The organism is Candidatus Campbellbacteria bacterium, from assembly GCA_024653945.1.
Taxonomy (GTDB): Bacteria; Patescibacteriota; Minisyncoccia; order Phycocordibacterales; family EsbW-18; genus EsbW-18.
Genome location: JANLIT010000002.1, coordinates 214,837 through 238,534, shown reverse-complemented (window position 1 = coordinate 238,534; position 23,698 = coordinate 214,837). Strand labels below are relative to the sequence as shown.

Genomic DNA, 23,698 nt, shown 5'->3' with positions numbered 1-23,698 from the left:
GGCGTTTGCTGATGACGTACTGAAGAAGTTTCGTTGGGTGGCGAGATAGTCTGCACTCGTGGTTGAGAAGAAGTTGCGAACTGTTTGCCAGTAGTCGGCGGAGGTCGTGGAGAATTGTCCATCAGCTGCACCACCACCAGTTATTCCAAGTGTTGATGTTGCTACTGATATCCACACACTACCATTCCATTGCAACACATTTCCTGACGTCACACCTGAAGCGTGTGCAATGGTTGAGGATGCAGAAATATAGTAGTCCGCACTTGTTGTTGAAAATGAACCATCAGAAGCGCCAATGATTCCAAGCGAAGATGTCGCAACCCACTGAACCCCAGTTCCTGTTGATTGCAAAACATACCCAGAACTTCCTCCTGTTCCTGATGAATCAGCGAGGCGTCCAATAAGTGAAAGTGTTCCGGCAATACTTGAAGTCGCCGTGGTTGAGGAAAGTGTGAGAGCACCATCAATTCGTACAGACGAATACAGACGTACTGCTTCGGAAACTTGAAGTGTTGATGATGCAAAGAATCCTCCTGTTGCATTTACAAACACTAACCCGGTTCCAGCACTATTTTGGATATTTAAAATGTTTGCTGATTGGCCAGAACGAGCACGAATTGAAAGAGGAACCGCGGTGCTTGATGTTGCCTCAATACTAACAACTGTATTCTGAATTGGCGTCGTTGTTCCAAATGATGATTGTCCTGTTCCGCTCACACGACCAGCAAGTTCTGCAAATGCCGAGGAACTAATTCGTTGACGAGGAGAAAGTGTTTGAAACAAGACATCATCGGAAGAAACCTTAACTTCCAAATAGACATCGTCTTCGGTATTGAAATCGTAATTAAGTGCATCGGGATATCCGGCAACGGTGTCTCCGATGTTCACATTAAACACTCCTTGATACACATTCGCCGGAACGGAAAGTGGTGCGGTGAGAGGCCACACCTGTGAACCACCTGATGCTGCGTTCCAGATTGAAAATTTAAAATAGTAGGTTGTTCCCGCTCCCCCAAGCAGATCCCCACTCCCGTTGGTCAGACGACCTTGATAACCCAGTATTGTCGGCACCCCCGCAGCTTGTATCTGAACAAAGGAGACAAGCAAAATAACCAGCAGTACTACAAAAAGTATCCGCCGTAGAAATGAACGGCTTCTCGCGGTTTTTGTGTGGCGTCTTTTCAGCATTTGTACCACCCCTCTTTTGTCTAAAGATACACAAAAGAGTTACCCATAAGTATAGGCAACGGCTTACTAAAAACCTATTGTCTTTGTGGATATTTTTACAGCTTCTACATTCTCTCAGGAGTTGGAATACCAAGGATTTTTAAGCCATTTTCAAGAACCATAGAAAGTGCTCGTGTGAGGGCGATTTTATAGGGTGCGTGGGGGTTTTGTGTATCAACAATTTTCTCCTGTGCATACCACGCATTAAACACACCCGAAAGCTCGGTTAGATACTGCGAAATATACTGGGGAGCGTATTCGTGAAGTGCTATAAGGACTTTTTCAGGAAATCGTACAAGAAGACGCTCAAAATCAGAGAGTTCGGGAAGGTTTCCTTCATCTGATGCGGTGATATTTTCTTCCTGCGCCTTCTCCAAAATGGACTTCGCACGCACAAGCGTGTACTGCAAATATGGTCCAGAATCACCTTCAAATGAGAGTGAGCGCTCTGGATCAAAGGTGATGTTTTTTTCAGTTCCCTGTTTCAATACCATGTACTTAATTGCTGAAACGGCAACTGCACGAGCAATATCTTCAGGATTTTCAGTTCCACGCTCACTCACTTTTTCTAGCGCACGAGTAATCATGTCACCGAGTAATGACTCTCCCGTAATCACATTTCCACTTCGTGATGACATTTTTCCTGTCGTTAACACCATCATACCGTGGTGAATATGTTTGAATTTCCCTGCCAGTTCAGGACGAAGTACTTCAAGGGCTTTAAACACAACAGTAAAGTATTGCTCCTGCTCAATGGCGGTGATGGTAATACTCTCATCAAACGCACAACGCTCCATTTTCAAAACAGCAAGTCCAAGTTCTTTTGCTTCGTAGGTGAGTACACCTTCTTTGGTTATGAACACTCGTGTATGTAGTCCATATTTTTCTCCGCGAAAAATAATTGCATCATTACTTTTTTCAAAAATACCTTTTTCCAAACCTTCCTCAACAAGTTTTCGTCCAATGTCGACGGTCTGACTTTCAAAAAAATACTCATCAAATTTCGTACCGAGTGTTGTATAAATTTTTTCAAATGCAGCGAGAGATGCCTCTCTTCCTTTTTGATACACATCCCAAACAGACGCATCTTTGTCGTATACTTTTTTATTTATTTCAACAATTTCTTTTTGTGCACTTTCATTTGTTTCGTATTGTTCGTGTCCATACGCATACGCACGACCAACCGCTGACACATCCGTCGGATCAACGTTTTGTTTCATAATTCCCCACAACGCTTTTGCGACGTGTAACCCAACATCACCTTGGTAATTTGCACGAATAACTTTTGCACCAGCATTCTCTAAAATATGCGTGAGTGTTTCCCCGATGGTATTGCTCATCAGGTGTCCAATGTGGAACGGTTTAAACGGATTTGGTTGCGTGTATTCAACCATGATTGTCTTTCCAGATAGTTCTGTGTTTTTTCCATACTCACTTCCCCGCTCCACAATAGTTTTTATTTCATGTGCAAAAAAATCACGCGAGAGTGTGAAATTAATGAAACCTGGGCCGGCAATTTCTATTTTTTCAATTCCTTCTATTTTTTGCTCCAAAAGTTTTCCAAGAATTTCTTTTGCAATATCGTGTGGGTTTTTTCCAACATTTTTTCCAAGTACCAGTGCCACGTTGCACGCATAGTCTCCATGTGACATTTCAGCAGGACGCTCAATAACAAAAGGAACTTCTGGCAATCCTAGCGCCAAAACTGTTTCTTGTATCAATTTCTTAATAACTCCTTCCATTCCCCTAGTGTACACAAAAAATAGTATATCTGCTTCCCCATTGACCCGTCACGTGTGACGGGTCAAGTACGAAGTGAGCCTGTTGCGCCAAAGAAACTTGCGCAGGCCGATGGGCCGAGCGGGAACGCCGTTTCAGTAGAAACGGACGTGTGTTCTTTGCCGCAAGCAGGCGAGTGGAGAGTTATATGAAAGAGCCTGGAACAGGAAGACGTCCTGCGAGGTCACATATTTCCTTGTGTATTTTTTCTTTAAGGTCAGAATTCGTGTGGTTTTTTAACACAGCCACCATTCTCTCTGCAACAAATCGACATTCCTTTTCTTTGAAGTTGCGCGTGGTGATTGCTGGAGTTCCGAATCGAATCCCCGACGGGTCAAGGGGTTTGCGTGTATCATCGGCAATCACATTTTTGTTTACTGTAATACCAACCTCATCAAGTGCGCGCTGTGCTTCATCCCCTGTTACACCACATGAGCCGAACACATCAGCAAGAACGAGATGATTGGATGTTCCGCCGGTAATCAAACGAACATCCTCTTTCAAAAAAACATCAGCCATTACTTCTGCGTTTTTTAAAATCTGTTGAGAATACTCTGCAAACTTTGGTGACAATGCTTCACCAAACGCAACTGCTTTTGCTGCAATCACATTCATATGCGGACCACCTTGAAAACCTGGAAATATCATCTTGTCTATTTTTTTTGCAAACTCTTCATTGTCCCGTGTCAAAATCATTCCACCACGCGGACCACGCAGTGTCTTGTGTGTCGTTGTCGTCATAACATCAAATCCAAAATCAAACGGATTCTTCACCACCTTACCTGCAATCAATCCCGCAATATGTGCAACATCCATCACCGTAATTGCACCAACTTCTCGAGCAATAGAAACAAATTTTTCATAATCAAGTTCGCGGGGGTATGCAGAATATCCTGCAAGAAGTATTTTTGGTTTTTCTTTTAAGGCAGTGGCCCGTAATGCATCGTAATCAATTTCGCCTGTTTCAATATTTTTCATTTTGTAATGGACAAAACGAAATATTTTTGTAATTGCCGTTACAGGATGACCATGTGTCAGATGTCCGCCGTGTGACAAATCCATTCCCAAAATCATGTCTCCGGGTTCAAGTAGTGCAAAGTAGGTTGCGATGTTTGCCGGTGCACCTGAAAGTGGTTGCACATTCGCAAATTTCGCACCAAATAATTTTTTTGCGCGCTCAATCGCCAACGTTTCTATTTCATCTGTAAATTTTTGTCCTCCGTAATATCGTTTGCCTGGATATCCTTCTGAATACTTATTCGTCATTACTGATGCGAGTGCCTCACAAACAGCAAGAGAGACATAATTTTCAGATGGAATAAGCTCAAGTCCTTCCGCTTGACGTTTTTCTTCCCCTTGAAGAATTCGGTATACCTCTGCATCTTGTTTTTCGATGAATGACATATTCGTCAGAAAGTGTACCACAGTGATACCTTCACTGGGCGCTGTGATTGCTGCGGTGGGGATTTTCTTTTCCTAGTAGCCGTATATACTGTCTTCATGGCACTTTCAAACAAACGAATACTGGAGGAAATGAAAAAGGATAAAATTGTCATTGACCCTTTTATCCCAGAAAATCTTTCTACGTCAAGCTATGACGTAACCCTTGGTGAGTGGTTTTATGCAGAGCAACCACCACAGCACTTTCAGACCATTTACAATGTGTATGACAAGAAACACACAGAGCGGGTGTGGGGTAAAAAACCACTCCGAGCAATCACTGCTCGAGAATTGTTCAAACATTATAAATTTGAATTTGATGGCATCTCGCCAGATGATAAGGTAATTCTTCTTAGTCCTGGTGAAACGATTCTCGCACACACAAACGAGTTCATTGGGGGACGGGAGACGATAACAACAATGATGAAAGCTAGATCATCGTTGGGACGAAATTTTATCGAGGTGTGTAAATGTGCAGGCTGGGGTGATGTTGGATATATCAACCGTTGGACGATGGAAATTACCAATAACTCAACGCACTACTCCATTCCCCTCGTCGTCGGACGACGTGTTGCACAAATTATTTTCTTTGAAACTGGACCGATACTCAAAAGACACAGAGACTACACGTCCGACGGAAAGTATCAAGGTTCAAAACTTCTCTCAAAATTAAAAAAGTCTTGGAAGCCAGAGCAGATGATTCCAAAAATGTATCTTGATCGCGAAATACGAAAACCAAAAAAGCGCCACTAGGCGCTTTTTTGTTAGAAAAATTTTTCTATTTCACTTCAACCCACACGTACTTTTCTGTTGAAAAGTCGTGCGGGCCGAGAAAAGGTATATTGATACCTTTTCTCCAACTCGACAACCTCCGGCAGATTGAAGTGAGAATTACTTCACTTCAATCCCCATTGAGCGAGCACTTCCTTCAATAATTTTCATTGCTGCGTCAATATCGTGTGCGTTGAGGTCTGCCATTTTGCGCTCTGCAATTTCGCGAACCTGCGCTTTCGTCACTGAACCAACTGGCTTGAGAGGATTTCCTGAACCTTTCTCTACTCCCGCTGCTTTAATAAGCAAACTTGAAGCTGGAGGACTTTTGAGAACAAATGTATAACTTCTGTCTTCAAAAACAGTCAGCACAACGGAAACTGTTTCGCCTCGCATGGTTTGTGTTGCTGCATTGAACTTGGTAACAAAGTCACCAATATTCACTCCAGCTTGACCAAGTGCAGGTCCAAGTGGTGGCGCAGGTGTTGCTGCACCTCCGGCAATCTGTAATTTGAGTGTTTTAAGTACTTTTTTGGCCATATACTAATTAGGTTTCTAGACTCGTGAAGCTTGAATCTAGAGATAAAACCGAAAGCGTAACGAGAGAATATTACAGTATTTTTGGGCTTTTTTCAAGTTTTTTGAGCTTTGTGCTTTGAACCTTGAATTTGGGCTAGATTTTTTTTACTTGTAAAAAATCGAGCTCTACTGGCGTTTCTCGCCCAAACATAGACACAAGAATCTTTACCTTTCCGCGCTGACGGTCAACCTCAGATACACGTCCTTCAAAATCCTTGAACGGACCATCAATAATAATAAGCCGGTCATCTTGTTCAAAATCAATCATGTGCATTGGCATGTCTGCCTTCATGCGACCAAAGAGTTCATCAATTTCATCTTGCTTGAGTGGAACTGGTTGCACACCTGAGCCAACAAATCCTGTTACACGGGGAGTGTTGCGAACCACGTACCATGAATCATCCGTCACTATCATGTCCACAAGGATGTATCCTGGGTATACTTTTTCTTCTTCTTCAACACGTTTTCCACGTTTCACTTTTATTTTTTTCTCAGTGGGAACAAGTACGTTAAAAATTTTATCTTCCATACCAAGAGATTCAACGCGCTGTTTTAAATTGCGCACCACGGCGTCTTCGTATCCAGCGTACGTGTGAATGGCATACCAGTTGCGTCCTTGGTCGTGTTGTTTTTGAACTTTTTGTTGATTCATAGTGTTGTGTTGAAAAAGCTAAAAATGTATTTGAGTTGGACGAACTAGATAAGAAATTTCTGGACCAAAAAAGTAAAGAGTGCATCAAGTGCGCCAAGATATGCTGCAGTAAAAATTGAAATAGCAACCACCACAATCGTAAATGCAATTGCTTGGTTGCGCGTTGGCCAACTTACATGTTTGAGCTCTGTCTTTGTGTCTTTAAGATATTGAATGAAACGTGACATAGGTATGATGTAACATGTAACTCACAACATGTAACAATACTTTTTGCTACAAGATACGTGCTACATGTTTCGTGTTTCTGGTAATTAAAAACCCCTCGCGGGGCCTTTGTATTGAGCATATTACACCCCTTCTGAAAAGGAGTCAATGTTGCTTATCTGCTTAGTGTCGAGCCTCTTTTTCAAGCTTTCGGTTGGCAATAACCACCAAAAGTGGACTTGCAATGAAGATTGAAGAGTATGTACCAGCAATTTGCCCTACGAGAAGGGTGAGCATGAAGCTGTGAATCGTTGGACCACCGAGGAAGAAAAGGATAAGCAACACAAGAATAATTGAGAACGATGTGTTGAACGAACGAACGTATGTCTGTTGCAAACTCTTCCCTACCGTTTCGTCAAAAGGTTCCTTGACCCTTGACTCACCATTCAAACGCAGATTTTCACGGATACGATCAAACACAACGATGGTGTCACTCACCGAGACACCAAGAATAGTCAAAAGTGCCACAACAAAAAGCGTGTCTGCCTCAAGTCCATTGAGGTGTCCGAGAAGAACGAATGCTCCTGTTGGAATAATGATGTCGTGAAGAAGTGTGAGGATGGCAACTAATCCGTACATCCATGATGAAATCGGTTTTGAAACCTTACGAAATACAAATGCGACATACAAAATAATGATGAGTATGACGAGCGAAATTGCGATAAGTGTTTTACGTCGGAGCTCCTCACCAACCGTTGGTCCAACAGAACTCAAGCGCTCAATCACACCTGTCACTGCGGTCGTTGTTCCTGTTGTTGATGTCCCCGTCAAAAGATTTGTAAGAGTGGTGCGATTTGCATCAACGAGCATTTGTGTACGAATGGTCAAGCTACTATCACCTGATTCGCGTACAGTAACATCATTAAAACCAGCTTCCTCAACCATCGCCTTCACGGTATCTACAGACGGACGCGTGCTTGTTGAGTATCCCACTTGCACAATTGAACCACCAGAAAAATCAACACCAGGATTAAGACCCCACACCGCAAGCATCACCAACGAAGCAACGACGAGTGCGCCGGAGATGAGAAAGAAAATTGCTTTGTGACGAATAACAAACATACAATTATTTTGAAAGGCCTGAACCGAATAAGAACCTGACCATCGGCGTTACTTTATTTGGAGCAATTGCCTCAAGGAACGTTCGTGTGATTGAAAGCGCAGTGAACATTGAAACGGCGATACCAAGAAGGAGTGTGAGGGCAAAACCCTTAACAAGACTTGTCGTTGTATAGAACAAAACAATTGCTGTCAAAATGCCGGTGAAGTTGGCGTCACGAATTGAGAACCATGCACGGGCAAATCCATCAGTAATGGCATCACGCATTTCTTTGCCAGCCTTAATTTCTTCTTTGATTCGTTCAAATACAAGAATGTTAGCATCAACAGCCATACCAACCGACAACACAAAACCAGCAATACCAGGAGCAGTCAGTGTAATTGGAATGAGTTTAAAGAGTGCCAACACGAGTGCTGCGTATATCGCAAGAGAGAATGTCGCAACAACACCAGGAAGTCGGTACCAGAGAATCATGAAAAGAGAGATAACGATGAAGCCCCAGAGGCCCGCGAGCATACCAGCACGAGACACTTGCTCACCAAGTGTTGGACCAATTGAATCAGCACCGACCAATGTAATTGGAACAGGAAGTGCACCGAAACTAAGATTACGTGCCATTTCCTTTGCCTCATCAGCGGTCAGGCCAGTGATGATTGCTTTTCCATCAGTAATGGTTGCCTGAATAGTTGGATCACCCTTCATTTCATCATCAAGAAAAATAGCAAGTCGTTCACCGAGGTGTTTAGAAGTAATATCAGCAAAAAGTGTTGTTCCTTCGTCGTTAAATGTAAGCGCAACAATCGGCTCTTGAATGAGACCCTGACTGCTACCCTGACTAAATTGCAATTGCGCACTTTTCAGAAAACGCCCGGTGAGTCCCGTAGCAACATATCCTGTTAGCGTGGTTGTACCGTTTGTAACTTGGATGTCTTGTGCCAACTTAAATTCGAGAAGTGGTGTTTTACCGAGCTGTTTGATTGCTTCGTCAATATCAGTTACACCCGGAAGCTCCACGATGAGACGTTGTTCTTTTCCGTCAGCAATACGCGCTTCTTCAACTTGCACCACTGGCTCTGAAACACCAAAAATGTTTACACGACGTTCAATCACATCACGAAGTGAATTCATCGCATCTCCGACATCACTTACTGGCACACCTGACACATCCGCACTGTAGGTAAGAAGTGTTCCACCCGCCAAATCAAGACCAGCTTTAAAATGAAAACGCTGATTTGGACTCTGCTCACTCGAATACACAAAATAGCCGACCAGAATGGCGACTATAAGAATGACAACCGAACCTATTCGGTACCTCATTCCGGTAGAATTGGAAGTTTTATTTTGTTCCGCCGAAGTCATAAACATCAGCGAGTATACACTTTTCGAGTAAAAAGAAAAGGGACCTCCGCAGAGGCCCCCTCAGACACGTTGTCTGGTTATCGTTGGTGAATCATGGTGGAAATCATTTGTCTGACTTGTGCTTCAGTCAAAGATTTCCATCCGATTTTCCGCAAATCCTTTGCAATCTGCGGAGAGTGGGACTGGGCGGTCCTAATACTCATCCCTTGGTTGTTAGCCCAGGTAATGATTTCAGCCCGAAGATCTGGCTCCTTCTCTTTCAGAACAAACCGCTCGCCAGCCGATATCTTTTCTTGTGCCCGTCGTCGGCTTTTCTCCTCAATTGCGGCCAAGTCGGCAAGCATGTCTGCATCCGTCTTTGGCTTGAGCTTCGTTTTGTCCACCAGAGTAATAACCTCTGGTAACTTCGGAGCGGGCGGTGGAATCGAAAAACCACTGATGTCCAGAGGCTCCTCGCCCGGACCTCGCGAGAACTCAAGGGCCACCTGGGCCATGACATGCTTCACCAAAAGCTTTTCCTTTGGGGACATTGTCCACCTCCAGTTTGAACTTCTGAGAAGAATTATACCACCATTTGACAATAACACAATACTGTTCTCTTCTACAACATAGATACACCGAGAAACAACGTTGGTTACACAAAAACCTTCACAGAACAAGTTTGCGTAACCCCCACACAAGAGCATGTGTCATACATCAGTACCACTGCATATTAAAAGGTTTTTAAAAAGCATCGCCACTGCAATCGGCCCAATGCCTCCCGGAACAGGTGTCATGAGTGAAGCTTTGTCGGCACATGTTGGGTCTGCATCACCAACAACTTTTCCACCGCTCTCAGATGTGCCTGCATCAAGAATCACCACGCCATTTTTTACCATGTCGGGTTTTAGAAAGTGCGGAGCACCCGCACCGAGCACAATAATGTCAGCTTTGTGTGTGTGCTCTGCAACAACATCTTGGTCATCCAACGAAACGACGTGCGCTCCCCACTGCGACATCCACACCGCAACTGGCTCACCCACAAGTATTCCTTTTCCAACAACGACAACATGTTTTTCCGCGACCTCAATGCTGTATCGTTCAAGAATCTCCTTGATTGCCCCAACAACCGGAGGAAGAAGTGGACTATCTCCTCTTTCAAATGCATTTCGTGCTTGTGTGCCAAGACAATCCACATCATGCGACGCGGGAATAACATTTTGTATTTTTTTGAAATCAATATGTTGCGGGAGCGGTAATTGGACAATAATGCTATTGCTCTCAGTAATGATGTCCTGAACCGCACGAACAAGTTCCTGTGTTGTTATTTCTTTCGAAAACCGATGCTCCGTAAGCGTCACACCAACAGATTCCGCAACACGCTTCTTAATACGCACAAACTGCTCCATAACGACGTCATTTCCTACCATAACCACACCGAGGGACAGGTGTGTGTTGGTTTTTGAAAGTATCTTTTGAACACGAGAACAAATATCCTCCGCGATTTCTTTTCCGTTGATAAGCATGACTGACATCATATAACACGAGACGAGTAGTAGGTAGTAGATAGTAAAATAAATATGAAAAAGGCCCGCCTCCGCACAACAACGTGTGCATCGGGCGGGCCCAAACCTCCTCAGGAATTGCTTGCCTGTGTCATGTCTGCGCATGCAGGAGACAGGCGGGAGACGAAGCAAATACCCTGGCCCCACCTGTCGGGGCTGCCGAGATAGTCGGCCTCCACGATCCAGCCGCTGTCTAACCATTCCCCGAAGACCGCGCACAGCACGTCGTCCTTGTCACGGACGTAGCTGACGGTCAACGTCAGGTTGCCCACGGCCTGCTTAACGGCGAGAACCTCACAGAAGTGGGCGAGGAAAATCTCCACGCCCTCTTCGTTGCCGAGCTCCGCGACGATGGGAATGTCGCGTGAGGTTTTGAGAAGCTCGTGGAGACACAGAGTTGTGTCGTCCACATTCTCCTCGACCTTCGACAAAAACTGCCGCTTGAAGTTCTCGCCGAGGTGGCTGATGCGGGTGCGCTGACCCAGATCCATGTTGATCCGGAACGCATCCTTGGCGACGAACTTCTTGCTCCCCGCAACCTTGCTGGTGAAGAGAAAGCGGAGAAGGTTCTTCTTACCGCTCCAGACCTCCTCCTTGCGGAGGAAACGCCCGAGGGCAGTGAACCATTCCGCTCCGGCCTTGCCGAGCAGCTTCTCCAGCAGATCGACGAGCATCCCCAACCACTCGGCGGGAACGGTCACGATCATTACTACGATACGACCGAGCATGCTTTCGCGCATGGTCAGCCTCCTATTTGTGGCCGCTGTCTCCATTAACCGCGGTTTTGAAAATTCATTTCCAACATTCTATAATTCTATAGAATTATAGAATGAAAAAACCCTCAAAACTGCGGTCAATTTCGCCTGCCTGCGCAGGCAGACAATTTCCTGTGAAAGAACTTACTCTGATAGTATAACATCATTATTATCATTTTGTCAACCCCGATAGTGTTTTAACGCGGGCAAAACACTATCGGGGTCAATACTTCCTCGTATGCCCAAAATAACCTTATTTTAGGCTCTTTTCCCCTCTTCCCTAACAAGCTAAAGAAGCTACAAGCTAACAAGCTATCCTCTCTTCCCTAGCAAGCTAACGAAGCTACAACCTAACAAGCTATTTTATATTCCCGCCCGCGATAGAATGGTTTTCACCGTTTTGAGTGCAATTTTGAGGTCTAGTGTAATGCTTCTGTTTTTGATGTAGTACAAATCATAGGACAGTTTCACTCGCGTCTCCCCCACATCCGTTCCGTGGTGCGGGTGATGTTCGTGATAAATCTGCGCCCAACCGGACAGCCCGGGTTTAATCAAGTGACGCACATTATAAAACGGCACTTCGTGTTCGTAGTGTTTTACCATTGCAGGAAATTCAGGGCGCGGACCAATTAAAGAAAGGTCCCCACGAAACACGTTCCATAGTTGTGGCAATTCATCAATGCGAAGTTTTCGAAGTATCGCTCCCGTCTTGGTTACTTCGTGCTTGCTTGCAAGCACATCGTCTCCCGAATCACTTCCCGTCATCGTACGCACCTTAAAAATACGAATGACGTGGTTGTTTCTTCCCACACGGTCCTGTGAAATAAATAACGGACCCTTGTCTTCAAGACGAATGGCAAGGTACACAAAAGGAAAAAGAACGAAAGATACAAGCAACAGCGGAATAGAGAGCACAATATCCATCGCACGTTTCAAAAATTCGTATGTAAACTTTCGTGTCGCGGAAATATTTTCAAGAAACCAACTGTGTTGCACGAGAGAAAGTGGAATACGGTCAAAAATGTCTTCGTACACTTTGTGCATATCAATAAACCGAACACCTGAAAACATGAGGTTATAAAACTTGGGCAGGATTTGTATTACGTTTTCATGTTTAGTGTCTATCACGATTGTCGTGATACCCTCGGCATATACGCGCTCAACAACTTCTTTCTGAAAATCTAAGTCAGCAATATCAGACAAATCTATTGTTGAGGCGAAAAAGATTCCGTACCGGGGATTGCCGTTGACCTCACGCTTTAGTTCGTCCATTTCGCTTCCGCTTCCGATAAGTATTGCGGCCTGCCGTTCGGGAGATTCAAAAAACATGAGACTGTTGCGTCTCCACGTAACCACACACAAAAAAGACACAACAAGAAAAATAAAGAGTGTTGTTTTTGGTGTAATCCCAAAATAGGGAATGAAGTAGAAGAAAAAGATACCGAGAATGATATTGACCACTTGTGCATTCAAAATAATGGACGGAATACGCTTTTTAAGAAAGGTGGTGTGCTTGTCATAGAGTCCCGCAATAAAAAATACTAGAATCCACAACACAAAAAGGATTGTGAAAGGCTGAAAGTGTGACTCAAGGGCGTTTGTGTCGGGAATTTCAAAACGTCTCAAAAAAAGCGTTATCCACAATGAAAAATACAGGACGAGTACGTCCCCAAGGAAGAGAATGAATGCTTCTGAACGATTAACTATTTTCCCTACGTGCATGAATACACACACGGTACATCAGAGTGGGGCGCTTGTGAAGCCCACCCAACAAAGGATATATCCAGCACTTACCATAATCACTTTTTATTTTAGCTATTGCCGTAAAGGTAAGTGCTGGATATAGTGATGTAATGAACGGACGAAAAAAAATACTCTTTGTCATCACCAAGTCCAACTGGGGTGGAGCGCAACGATACGTATACGATATAGCAACGTCACTCCCCACTTCAGAGTTCGAGGTTGCGGTTGCGTGTGGTGGCAATGGACTACTTGTCTCGATGTTGCGTGAAAAAAATATTCCCGTGTTTGAAATCAAAAGTTTTCAACGCGATATTAGTTTTAGAAAAGAATTTTCTTCCCTGTTTGAGTTGTGGAAATTGTACAAAATGTTCAAACCCGATGTTGTGCACCTCAACTCTTCAAAGGCCGGTGGTGTGGGTGCGTTTGTTGCACGTCTCGCGGGAATACAAAAAATACTTTTCACCGCGCACGGATGGCCGTTTTGGGAGCAGCGAAATATGGCACAAAAAATCCTCATCGTATTCTTTTCATGGCTTACCATTGTTTTCACACACAAAACTATTTGTATTTCAGAATATGATGTGCGCATTGGACAGCGCATGCCCTTCGTTAAAAATAAAATTCACCTCATACGAAACGGCATTGCGATGTATGAGCCGTTGCAACGCGACATCGCTCGATTAAAACTTTTTGACCAAACAGTGATTGAAGAACATGCGCATGATATCTGGGTGCTCACCAATGCTGAACTCACACCAAATAAAAATCACCTACGCGCCATTGATGCTGTGATTGCATATAATCAATCGGCGTCCGAAAAGATTTTTTATGTGTGTATGGGTGATGGTGAATTGCGCGAAACACTTTCTGTACACATCAAAAAAAATAATGCCGAGAACTATATTGTTATGCTTGGATTTGTGCCACGGGGCTATTTGTATTACGGTGCATTTGATATTTTTTTCCTCCCCTCCCTTAAAGAAGGTGTACCGTATGTACTTCTTGAGGCCGGAATTGCAGGACTTGCGTGTATTGCAGGAAACGTTGGTGGTATTCCAGAAGTTATAACGCATGAAAAGAGCGGTCTCCTCGTCACGTCTTCAAATACCGAGGAACTCAAAAAAGCCTTACAAAACCTATGTAAAAATGAGACTAAGCGGTCACGCTTTGGAGCAGGGTTGAAAAAAACTATCGCAGAACAATATTCAAAAGACGAAATGCTTACACAAACAAAGCGTGTATATGTTACCTAGATTGTACCTCTCGACAAATACACACGGAATAGCTAGTATAGAGTCATGACCAACGACGTTATTTTTGATGAACGATCAATGTCATCAGTTGTTTTACAAGGACAGCGAAGTCCTCTTGTATCGTTACTTATTAAGAGTGGCCTTGTGCATTCCGAAGTAACTGCACGTGTAACACTTCTTGCTAGTGGCGCCGTATTTATAACACTCGCACTTTTTATTTTTCTAAGAACTGTGAATGACCCGGGAATTAATCCGGAGCGTGATATTCCACCACTGAGCCGAACGTCCGCAGGACAGCAATAATTTCATCAACATATCAAAATAATCAAGGATTTATCCAGCACTAAAAAGGACCTACAGATGTATGTATTCTCAAAAACATTTTAAAAAGCAAAATCATTTTTTTAGTGCTGGGTTTACCCTCATTGAGGTTATGGTTTCTATAAGTATCATCGCGCTTCTTTCAAGTGTGGTGATGTCAGCTACAAACAGTGCACGAAAAAATGCTCGTGACTCAAAAAGAATTTCATCTATCCGAGAACTACAGGTTGGACTAGAACTCTATTTCTCAGACAATCAGACATACCCTCCTGCAGACGTAATTGGTGAATCAGCTAACCGTGCAGGTGATCCTGCTATGGGTGATGCGGGTAACTGGGATACACCATTTGACAATGACTTTCTAACATCACTCGTTGGTGGAAAGTACATGCAAGGACATGTCTTTGATCCGCTTGGTGTAGCGGGTAGCTCTTTTCAAAACAATCTCCGATACTATCGTTTTCCCGCAGGGTCTTGGGGCTGTCCTGTAAATCGTGGTGCATTTTATGTCCTTGGAGTTGTTGACATGGAAACAAGTAGCGGTCGACACCAATTATCTCCAGGATGGAACTGTCCTAACTTTGATTTTGGAAACCCTGCAGTATACGGATTTGAATTCGTTGTTGGAAAGTACGAAAGTTAACCCTTTGCTCACCTCATATTTTTTCAAAGCACGAAAACCGCCTGGTGGCGGGTTTTCTATTGCATCACCACTTCATCACCAAACACATCTCGGTGTGTAGCGCGACGGTATCGGCGCATACCTGAAAGTATTCCGAGAGACAAGAACTCAATAACAAGGTGGCTTCCTCCATATGACACAAACGGGAGAACTGTTCCCGTAACAGGTAGGAGGCCAACGTTCATACCGATGTGAATGATGGCAGGAGCAGCAAGGGTGAGAGCCACACCAATCGCAAACAATGTTTCAAAATTGGTCGCGCCTAGAAACGCTTCTCGCAGAATTCGCCACACCACAACCCCAAAACACAACAACAAAAGAAGGATACCAACAAAGCCCCACTCCTCTGCAAATGCTCCAAAAATAAAATCTGTCTCATACTCTGGCAAAAACTGCAATCGTGACTGTGTTCCAAATCCAACTCCCTTCCCAAGAAATTCTCCCGAACCAACGGTTATTGTTGATTGATACGCATTGTACCCAGCACCCTGAATGTCAGTGAGTGGGTGAATAAATGTTCGTATGCGATCTTTTTGATAGTCTTGAAATACAAATCCCCACAATCCTCCAAACGCAAGTGCGCCAATCAAAAAAACGAGTGCGAGATGTTTTTTTGAAATACCAGATACAAGGACCATGCCGAGCCACAAAAAGAACACCACAATAGCGCCCCCGAAGTCTGGTTGAATAAAGAGTAAAACAAAGAAAATAAGTGCGTAGAATCCCGACACAAGAATATGTCTCACGTGTGCAATTTCAACATGTCTGCGGGAGAAATATTTTGCGAGTAAAATCACGAGTACTAATTTTGCTGGGTCAGACGGCTGAAGAAAGAATGCCCCAAAATCAAAACGGGAAACCGCTCCTTTTGTTATCGTGCCAAGAAAAAATAAGAGCGCCAACGAAGCAATGGAAATAAGGAACAACGTAACGACAACAGGGGTGTTTCGTAAAAACCTCCAATCAATGAGTCCTGCGAAGAAAAAGACGGCGAGAGAAATACAGAGCCACACCAATTGTTGTTCAAAAAAGGTATTTGGCTCAACGAATGAATTCATCGTTACCAAACCAAAAGCAGACAACACGAGTGTTGCTGCAAGGAGTGTCCAGTCAACGGAACGAAGGGCAAGAAACGACATACTACTGTACGAACGAGAAGAGTGGAATGATATCAATACGTGCTACTGCACGGGGAAACGGCTGAGGCCACGTAAACACAATCTCTTCATCTGATGTTCCCAACAAGCGTTCAATCACTGTTTTGGAAGCATGTATCGCATTGTCTTTGTCATCATACAAAATAGCTACCACGGGAATTTTGAGAAAGGTATCCAGCGTATTGTTACGCACATGTGCGATGAGACGTGGTGCTGAATCAACACCATTCATCTGTCTATCAATAACAACAACATCGGGTTTCACAAACGATGAATGCACCCAATCTGGACTTGCAAGCCAATCAAAGTCAGTAATAGTTGGAATACGCTCTTTTGTTTGTATACCTGTTTCAAAAATAGGAACAATGGCGTGTGGTGGAAGATAGACGTTTCCCTTTCGTTCTTCTACGAGCACGTTGCGATTATCACGAAGTCGGAACACATACGGAACAGAAACCGCTTCATAGGTGTCATTCGGATTTTCAACAAGCGCAACCGCTGTGTACACCCCAGGTGCTACTTGAAATTCTTGTTCCCAATACACAATTGGTTCTGCTGCCTGAAAACTACAAACACGTTCACATGACCCACCACAATCAATTCCATTTTCTGTAGCATTTTGTATTCCATCACTACAACTCGGTGCTTTATACAGCGTAAAAAAAGTTGGAATACCTATCACAAGAACCAAGAATGCTATGGTTCCAAATAAATAGGTGGCTTGTTTTTTTGACGTCCAGGACATATGGAAAAATTAGATATTGGAGATTAGATACTAGAGATTAAAGACAATACAAGAACATGTACAGGATAGCAGAAGAAAGCGTTTTCATAAACAAAAAACACCGCCCTCGAGGTGGTGTTTTTTGTAATTGAATACTTTGTTCTGGCGGCTACCTACTCTTGCCCTTGCGGACTACCATCGGCACTAATGAGCTTAACTTCCGAGTTCGGAATGAGATCGGGTGTATCCCCACCGTTAAGCCACCAGAACAAAATTTTCAATCAGAATGAACTCTGACAACTGCATAAGTAGTACACAAACACTAAAGAGTGATCCCCTTCTCATAAAGAAGAGGGTGGGTGGGATGACAGGATTTAAACCTGTGACCTCCGGACTATGAATCCGGCGCTCTATCTGGCTGAGCTACATCCCGTGAAAGAACGGCGGTGCGAAGGACAGGAATTGAACCTGTGACCTCTGGATCAAGAGTCCAGTGCTCTCCGTGAGCTACCTTCGCACGAAAGTACCACTCTTCAGTGTTTGTGTGTGTAACAAAAAGAAAACAATGCGTTCCGTGTGTACCGCACACGGTCGGTTATGAATCGATTTTCAGATTACCTAACAGGAGATGTCGACGAATTAGTACATCTCGGCTCCACGCATTACTGCGCGTCCACCTAATGCCTATCAACGTGATCATCTCTCACGGGTCTTAATGATTTCTAATCTTGAAGTTGGCTTCCCTCTTAGATGCTTTCAGAGGTTATCCATTCCCGACATAGCTACGCAGCGATGCACCTGGCGGTACAGCTGCCACACCAGAGGTCAGTTCATTCCGGTCCTCTCGTACTAGGAACGAATCTTCTCAAAAATCAACGCCTGCAGCAGATAGGAGACCAACCTGTCTCACGCATGTTTCCAACGATTGCTCGTTGCATTGGACTATACCTTCATCCAACTTTTTTGGATGGCTGACGTGTAGTCTCTACGGGCCCGTCAAAACGAGTTCCCTCGGAATTGTCCATGAAGGATTTTTCCGATATAAGTCAACTTGATTCATACGAATTACTTCGTATGACCGCCGTGATATGATTGGTTCCTTTTAGTTTTTCATCTTAAAAGACGAAAAGATTTTTGGGCAACCGATTTCATTGAAATCGGAAAGTCCAATTACACAACATTACTTCGAAGGGATTCAGACTGTCGGATCATGAAACATGAAACATGCAACCTGTAACAAAAAATGTTACATGATACATGCCACACGATACATGTTCCCGACGGTCTGAACCCAGCTCGCGTACCTTTTTAAATGGCGAACAGCCATACCCTTGGGACCTTCTCCAGCCCCGGGATAAGGTGAGCCGACATCGAGGTGCCGAACACCGCCGTCGCTATGGACGCTCGGGCGGTACCAGCCTGTTATCCCCAGAGTAGCTTTTATCCGTTGAGCTCCCCCCGCATCTAAAGCGAAAGGTCGGATCACTATGCTCTACTTTCGTACCTGCTCGACATGTCCGTCTTGCAGTTAAGCCCTCTTTTGCCATTACACTATCGGCACGGTTTCCATTCGCGCCTAGAGGACCTTTATAGACCCCTCCGTTACTTTTTAGGAGGGATTCGCCCCAAACAAACTACCTGCCAGATACTGTTCCCTACCGTTTTTGCCGTCAGGGTTAGAACGTACAATTTGAAAGAATGGTATTTCATATTTCGAGTCCAGCAAAGCCAAAACCTCGCCTTCAACCTCTGCCATCTATGCTACGCATTCAACTCGTACGCCCAATATCAAGCTGTAGTAAAGCTTCTGGGGTCTTTTCGTCTAGCTGCAGGTAGAGGGCATCTTCACCCCCATTGTATTTTCACCGAGCGAGTCCTCGAGACAGTTCCCCAGTCGTTACACCATTCGTGCGCGTCAGAACTTACCTGACAAGGAATTGCGCTACCTTAGGACCGTTATAGTTACGGCCGACATTCACCAGGGCTTATACAGTTCAGCATACGCATCACGCTGTGCGCGATGCACACGAATCATGTAACATGTAGCACGCAACAAAAATTTGTTACATGTTTCATGTTTTGTGATACATGAGCATCACATCCAATGTGATGCGTACACCCTCCGTACTTGACCTTCTGGCATTGGTCAGGTGTCACCCCCTATACATCCTCTTACGAGTTCGCAGGGAGCTGTGTTTTTGATAAACAGTCGCCAGGGAGACTTTCGCTGCGGCCCAACCGCATCACGTTGTACGCGATGCACACGAATCATGTAGCATGTAGCACGCAACAAAAATTTGTTACATGTTTCATGTTTTGTGATACATGAGCATCACATCCAATGTGATGCGGCCGGGCAGACCTTATTGCTAACTTACGGTCGCTTTTTTGCCGAGTTCCTTGAGGACCTCTCACTCGTTCGCCTTACTCTACTCGAGCTGAACACCGGAGTCGGTTTGCGGTACGGTCTGTTTGTATTTATTCTTAGAAGATTTTCTTGGAAGCGCGCTCTGTATCGTTCCCTAATCCGAAGATTAAGTTCCCGAAAACATTTGGGATAGTGCCTGCCGGATTTACCTAACAAGCGCCCTCATGTTCCCGACACAAATCCAATAATGTGCGATATATACAGCACTCCGTCTCTCCATCGAAATACACCCAGGTCATGGAATATTAACCATGTGTCCATCATGTTCGGCTTTCGCCATCCACTTAGGCCCGACTAACCCTTCGCTGATTACCATCGCGAAGGAAACCTTGTTCTTTCGGCGTGCGGGTATTTCACCCGCATTGCGGTTACTTGTACCAACATTCGCTCTTCCCAACGCTCCACCGTGGCTCACGCCTTCGGCTTCATCGCAGATGGAAATGCTCTCCTACCACTCAACCGCATCACGCGAAGCATGATGCGTAAATCCAAAATCCAAAGTTCAAAATCCAAAAAATAATAGTTTCTAACTTCAAACATCCGACCTCTCACTGCTATTATTTTTGAGCTTTGTGCTTTGAAATTTGAGCTTACCGTCATCACATTCCATGTGATGCGGTTGAATCCTCAGCTTCGGTACAATGCTTAGCCCCGATTGTCTGTGGCGCGAAGTCTCTAAATGAGTGAGCTGTTACGCTTTCTTTAAAAGATGGCTGCTTCTAAGCCAACTTCCTCAGTGTTTAAGAAACTTCACCTCCTCGACTGTGCACTTAGCATTGATTTTGGGACCTTAACTTGAGATCAAGGGCTGTTTCCCTTTTGACCAGTGGAGCTTAGCCCCCACGGTCTAACTGCCCAACAATTTACTCTTGGTATTCGGAGTTTGATTGGTCCAGCGAGATTTCTCCCTATCCAGACCATCCAGTGCTCTACCCCCAAGAGGTACGTTAGACGCCAGCCCAAAAGCTGTTTCGGAGAGAACCAGCTATTACTAGGTTCGATAAGCTTTTCACTCCAACCCACAAGTCATCCGAAGATTTTGCACCATCAACCGGTTCGGGCCTCCCTCCATCTTTCGACAGAGTTCACCCTGCTCATGGGTAGCTCACCTAGCTTCGGGTCTTATGCAGACGACTAAAAGTAGAAGTTGGAGGCCAGACTCAAAGATACCGAAGCACCTTGTCATCTGACTTCTAACTTCTACTATGTTCGCGCTATTCACACTCGGTTTCCCTACAGATTCGTCCGACAAAGGACTTATCTTACGCCGTGTGCATAAACTCGTTGGCTCATTCTTCAATAGGCACGCCATGACGGACGCATCACGCTACGCACGATACTCACGAATCATGTAGCATGTAGCACGCAACAAAAATTTGTTACATGTTTCATGTTTTGTGATACATGAGCATCACACACAATGTGATGCATCCGCTCTGACTCCTTGTAGGCATATGGTTTCAGATCTATTTCACTCCCCTCTCCGGGGTTCTTTTCACCTTTCCCTCGCGGTACTAGTTCACTATCGGTCTCAATGTGTATGTAGCCTTGCCGGTTAGTTCCGGCAGGTTCCCTCAGGCTATTCGTGTCCTGAGGTACTCAGGAACGGTAACTAGAAAGATGTGTTCTTTTCGCATACAGGACTATTACCCTCTAGGGTCGCGCTTTCCAGCGCATTCTGCTAAGAACACATTTTGTAACTTTCTCCTTATCCGAAGATAGGCGTTACCGCCCTACAACCCCGCACGCAGCACGCGAAACGCGATGATGCGGAAGCTTCTTAGCTTATTAGCTTCGTTAGCTTCTTAGGAATTTCCTAACAAGCTACTGCGCTACAAGCTACGGGCTTCGCTATCACATTCCATGTGCTACGCACGGTTTGGGCTTCTCCCGTTTCGCTCGCCGCTACTAAGGGAATGACAATTGTTTTCTTTTCCACTGGGTACTGAGATGTTTCACTTCCCCAGGTATGCCCGCGCACAGCGCGGAAATCCTAAATCCAAATATCGAAATCCGAAACAATATCTAATTTTCTAAATCAAAATGTTTAAAACATTTGAATTTATGATTTTGAATTTGTTTCGATTTTCGTATTTCGTGCTTCGAATTTCTGTGCTATGCGCGTCTGCGCGGTTTGCGCGCAGGGGTTTCCCCATTCGGAAATCTCCGGATCAAAGGTTGCTTAACACCTCCCCGAAGCTTATCGCAGTTACACCACGTCCTTCATCGCCACATTGAACCAAGGCATCCACCATACGCCCTTTAAATCTCCCGTTAGGAAATCTAAAAACCGTCTCGTATGCAATCGCCTACAAGAGGATTGCATACTACTTTCATATTTCTACTTTGTTGTTTCATTGGAGCTAGATTAACCAATGAAACTACCTGCTCTTGTCCTACTCAAAAGGACAAGATTTTTGTTTCTTTTTGTTACTACCTATGCAGTTGTCAAAGTTCATCTACCACGTTTGAGAACAAAAAAACCGCCTTTTCAAGCGGAGTTTCCAACGGCACACCGAATGTGCGCAACTAGTTGCTCCGTGTCGATATGCAGTTAGCTGATGTATTCATACGTAGTGTGGTTATTATATCTATACAGGCTCTCATGTCAAGGTTTTGGGCCTCAAAAATGACACCCTCCACATAAATTGGTGGTGTGGTTAAAAAAGCTTATTTGATAAGGGTTTTACGGCGGGTTTGTAAAGATTCTCCAAAGTTCTTGGGGAGAACGTGTGGAGAACAAAAAACCACCCATTTTCGGGTGGTTTTTTGTTCGAAGTGGATGCTACCAACTTTTATCGTTGTCGTTGAATTTTCGCGGTGCTCGTTCCGTCATAGGACGCGCAACGTTCACAGTGAGAGGACGTCCTTCGTAGTCTTTCTCGTGGAACATCTCAATCGCCTTGTTTGCTTCGTCAACACTACCCATTTCGACGAATCCAAAGCCTTTTGAACGACCAGTCATTTTGTCTTTGATAATAGTTGCCGAAACAACCGTGCCGGCTTGTCCAAAGTACTGACCAAGTGTTTGATCACTTGTGTCGTAACTCAAGTTGCCGACGTACAATTTTGCTCCTTCCGTCATATACGTTTTCTTTGCTAACTTCTCGAACCGAAAACGATGTGTTTTCCGCTCAAGACACTTAATAAACTACCTGCATAGTGTAGCAGAACGAGGATAAAAAGAAAATAAACTCAGCACTTAACTTGTTTAAAACAAGTTAAGTGCTGGGTAAACCACCCTCTTTGGGAGCTAGGCTTCCAAAAGAAGCTCCTGCAAACCTTTTTTATTTTCCTTTCTTTGAACAATATCTATAAGTGTCTCTTTGCAATATGTTTCATAGTCCTGTCGAGCGGAAAACTGGTCCAAAATAATTTCCTTCATACAAAACTGTTCTTTTTCTTCTCCCCCTCCGATATACTCGCCCCAACTTGACCTATATAACTTGGGAGCCAAGCTCCCAAGTCCATGAACTTTGAAATTTAAATTCACATAAACACTAAGATGCAGTAAATATTCATTTGAAGAGATGTGTATTGCTTTATACGTACCCTGAAACAAGCCCCCACTTCTTTTATATTTCTCATTAAAATAATTTGTATAGCCGGATCCTAGCCGATGCATGAATTTGGAGACACCGTTTTCAGCAATCTGTTTAATTACGAAATGGTAGTGATTTGGATTGAGACAATAAGCAACAAACATAACAAGCGGTAACCCTTTGGGAGCTAAGCTCCCAAGTTTTTTCTTTACAAGTTTACGCTCGTAGATGCTTCCAGTCAGCTCGGTCGAATTAAATTCGGACATGCCGAGAAAAAATCTCTGTATGTCATCTTCACACAAAAAGATATCGCGCTTGTCTGTTCCACGATTGTATATGTGGTAATACTCTCCTGTCACAAATTTGGTTTTTCTCATATGTGGGAGCTAAGCTCCCACGTTGGAGTATGAAGGAAGGG

At 44.2% G+C, this 23,698-nt stretch carries 20 protein-coding genes, 2 tRNA genes and 2 rRNA genes; 4 read left to right on the top strand and 20 right to left on the bottom strand.

What is annotated here, in order from left to right:
• From NUW02_01740 to NUW02_01730, 3 genes are all read right to left on the bottom strand, one after another.
• Window positions 1–1,188: hypothetical protein (locus tag NUW02_01740; protein ID MCR4274750.1), on the bottom strand; the 1,188-nt coding region annotated here is incomplete at its 3' end.
• Between the two features lie 104 nt (window positions 1,189–1,292).
• A complete protein-coding gene (gene argS / locus NUW02_01735; protein ID MCR4274749.1) occupies window positions 1,293–2,969 on the bottom strand; it encodes an arginine--tRNA ligase in 1,677 nt (558 codons plus the stop codon).
• A gap of 181 nt (window positions 2,970–3,150) precedes the next feature.
• Complete coding sequence (locus NUW02_01730) at window positions 3,151–4,410, bottom strand: serine hydroxymethyltransferase (GenBank protein MCR4274748.1); 1,260 nt, start codon at window positions 4,408–4,410, stop codon at window positions 3,151–3,153.
• Window positions 4,411–4,506: 96 nt separating this feature from the next.
• Here NUW02_01730 and NUW02_01725 point away from each other — a divergent pair, with 96 nt between their 5' ends.
• Window positions 4,507–5,199, top strand: a complete 693-nt coding sequence (locus NUW02_01725; GenBank protein MCR4274747.1) for a deoxycytidine triphosphate deaminase — start codon at window positions 4,507–4,509, stop codon at window positions 5,197–5,199.
• A 138-nt stretch (window positions 5,200–5,337) separates the two neighbouring features.
• Here NUW02_01725 and rplK read toward each other — a convergent pair whose 3' ends face one another.
• The 9 genes from rplK to NUW02_01680 form a co-directional block, all read right to left on the bottom strand.
• Window positions 5,338–5,757 (bottom strand): 50S ribosomal protein L11, encoded by a 420-nt coding sequence (rplK, locus tag NUW02_01720; protein ID MCR4274746.1) that lies wholly within the window; start codon window positions 5,755–5,757, stop codon window positions 5,338–5,340.
• A 133-nt stretch (window positions 5,758–5,890) separates the two neighbouring features.
• On the bottom strand, window positions 5,891–6,448 hold the full coding sequence (gene nusG / locus NUW02_01715; GenBank protein MCR4274745.1) for a transcription termination/antitermination protein NusG: 558 nt from the start codon (window positions 6,446–6,448) through the stop codon (window positions 5,891–5,893).
• Between the two features lie 44 nt (window positions 6,449–6,492).
• Window positions 6,493–6,675, bottom strand: coding sequence for a preprotein translocase subunit SecE (secE, locus tag NUW02_01710; GenBank protein ID MCR4274744.1), 183 nt, complete (start codon window positions 6,673–6,675; stop codon window positions 6,493–6,495).
• Window positions 6,676–6,835: 160 nt separating this feature from the next.
• A complete protein-coding gene (gene secF / locus NUW02_01705; GenBank protein MCR4274743.1) occupies window positions 6,836–7,774 on the bottom strand; it encodes a protein translocase subunit SecF in 939 nt (312 codons plus the stop codon).
• Between the two features lie 4 nt (window positions 7,775–7,778).
• Window positions 7,779–9,089 carry a protein translocase subunit SecD gene (gene secD / locus NUW02_01700; GenBank protein ID MCR4274742.1) on the bottom strand — a complete coding sequence of 437 codons (1,311 nt, stop codon included), beginning with the start codon at window positions 9,087–9,089 and terminating at the stop codon, window positions 7,779–7,781.
• 119 nt (window positions 9,090–9,208) lie between these two features.
• Entirely contained in the window at window positions 9,209–9,718 is a 510-nt protein-coding gene (locus tag NUW02_01695) for a hypothetical protein (protein MCR4274741.1), read from the bottom strand.
• 102 nt (window positions 9,719–9,820) lie between these two features.
• Complete coding sequence (locus NUW02_01690; protein MCR4274740.1) at window positions 9,821–10,648, bottom strand: bifunctional 5,10-methylenetetrahydrofolate dehydrogenase/5,10-methenyltetrahydrofolate cyclohydrolase; 828 nt, start codon at window positions 10,646–10,648, stop codon at window positions 9,821–9,823.
• Window positions 10,649–10,746: 98 nt separating this feature from the next.
• The gene (locus NUW02_01685) at window positions 10,747–11,415 is read right to left on the bottom strand and encodes a hypothetical protein (GenBank protein MCR4274739.1); all 669 of its coding nucleotides are present in this window, start codon (window positions 11,413–11,415) and stop codon (window positions 10,747–10,749) included.
• Between the two features lie 378 nt (window positions 11,416–11,793).
• A complete protein-coding gene (locus NUW02_01680; GenBank protein ID MCR4274738.1) occupies window positions 11,794–13,152 on the bottom strand; it encodes a sugar transferase in 1,359 nt (452 codons plus the stop codon).
• Window positions 13,153–13,283: 131 nt separating this feature from the next.
• Between NUW02_01680 and NUW02_01675 the strand changes: the two genes are divergently transcribed.
• The 3 genes from NUW02_01675 to NUW02_01665 all read left to right on the top strand — a co-directional run bounded on the left by NUW02_01675 (window position 13,284) and on the right by NUW02_01665 (window position 15,390).
• Window positions 13,284–14,426: a glycosyltransferase gene (locus tag NUW02_01675; GenBank protein ID MCR4274737.1), complete on the top strand. Its 1,143-nt coding sequence runs from the start codon at window positions 13,284–13,286 to the stop codon at window positions 14,424–14,426.
• Window positions 14,427–14,471: 45 nt separating this feature from the next.
• Window positions 14,472–14,729, top strand: a complete 258-nt coding sequence (locus NUW02_01670; protein MCR4274736.1) for a hypothetical protein — start codon at window positions 14,472–14,474, stop codon at window positions 14,727–14,729.
• Between the two features lie 61 nt (window positions 14,730–14,790).
• Window positions 14,791–15,390, top strand: a complete 600-nt coding sequence (locus tag NUW02_01665) for a type II secretion system GspH family protein (GenBank protein ID MCR4274735.1) — start codon at window positions 14,791–14,793, stop codon at window positions 15,388–15,390.
• A 56-nt stretch (window positions 15,391–15,446) separates the two neighbouring features.
• Here the strand turns inward: NUW02_01665 and NUW02_01660 are convergent, their stop codons facing one another.
• The 8 genes from NUW02_01660 to NUW02_01625 all read right to left on the bottom strand — a co-directional run bounded on the left by NUW02_01660 (window position 15,447) and on the right by NUW02_01625 (window position 23,657).
• Window positions 15,447–16,568 carry a rod shape-determining protein RodA gene (locus tag NUW02_01660; GenBank protein MCR4274734.1) on the bottom strand — a complete coding sequence of 374 codons (1,122 nt, stop codon included), beginning with the start codon at window positions 16,566–16,568 and terminating at the stop codon, window positions 15,447–15,449.
• A gap of 1 nt (window position 16,569) precedes the next feature.
• Window positions 16,570–17,331, bottom strand: coding sequence for a hypothetical protein (locus NUW02_01655; GenBank protein MCR4274733.1), 762 nt, complete (start codon window positions 17,329–17,331; stop codon window positions 16,570–16,572).
• A gap of 139 nt (window positions 17,332–17,470) precedes the next feature.
• Window positions 17,471–17,578: ribosomal RNA gene (gene rrf, locus NUW02_01650) — 5S ribosomal RNA — on the bottom strand.
• Between the two features lie 88 nt (window positions 17,579–17,666).
• Window positions 17,667–17,743, bottom strand: a tRNA-Met gene (locus tag NUW02_01645).
• A gap of 14 nt (window positions 17,744–17,757) precedes the next feature.
• Window positions 17,758–17,827, bottom strand: a tRNA-Lys gene (locus tag NUW02_01640).
• 102 nt (window positions 17,828–17,929) lie between these two features.
• Window positions 17,930–22,013, bottom strand: a 23S ribosomal RNA gene (locus NUW02_01635).
• 510 nt (window positions 22,014–22,523) lie between these two features.
• Window positions 22,524–22,823, bottom strand: coding sequence for an RNA-binding protein (locus tag NUW02_01630; GenBank protein ID MCR4274732.1), 300 nt, complete (start codon window positions 22,821–22,823; stop codon window positions 22,524–22,526).
• A 168-nt stretch (window positions 22,824–22,991) separates the two neighbouring features.
• Window positions 22,992–23,657: a transposase gene (locus tag NUW02_01625; protein MCR4274731.1), complete on the bottom strand. Its 666-nt coding sequence runs from the start codon at window positions 23,655–23,657 to the stop codon at window positions 22,992–22,994.
• Window positions 23,658–23,698: the final 41 nt, after the last annotated feature.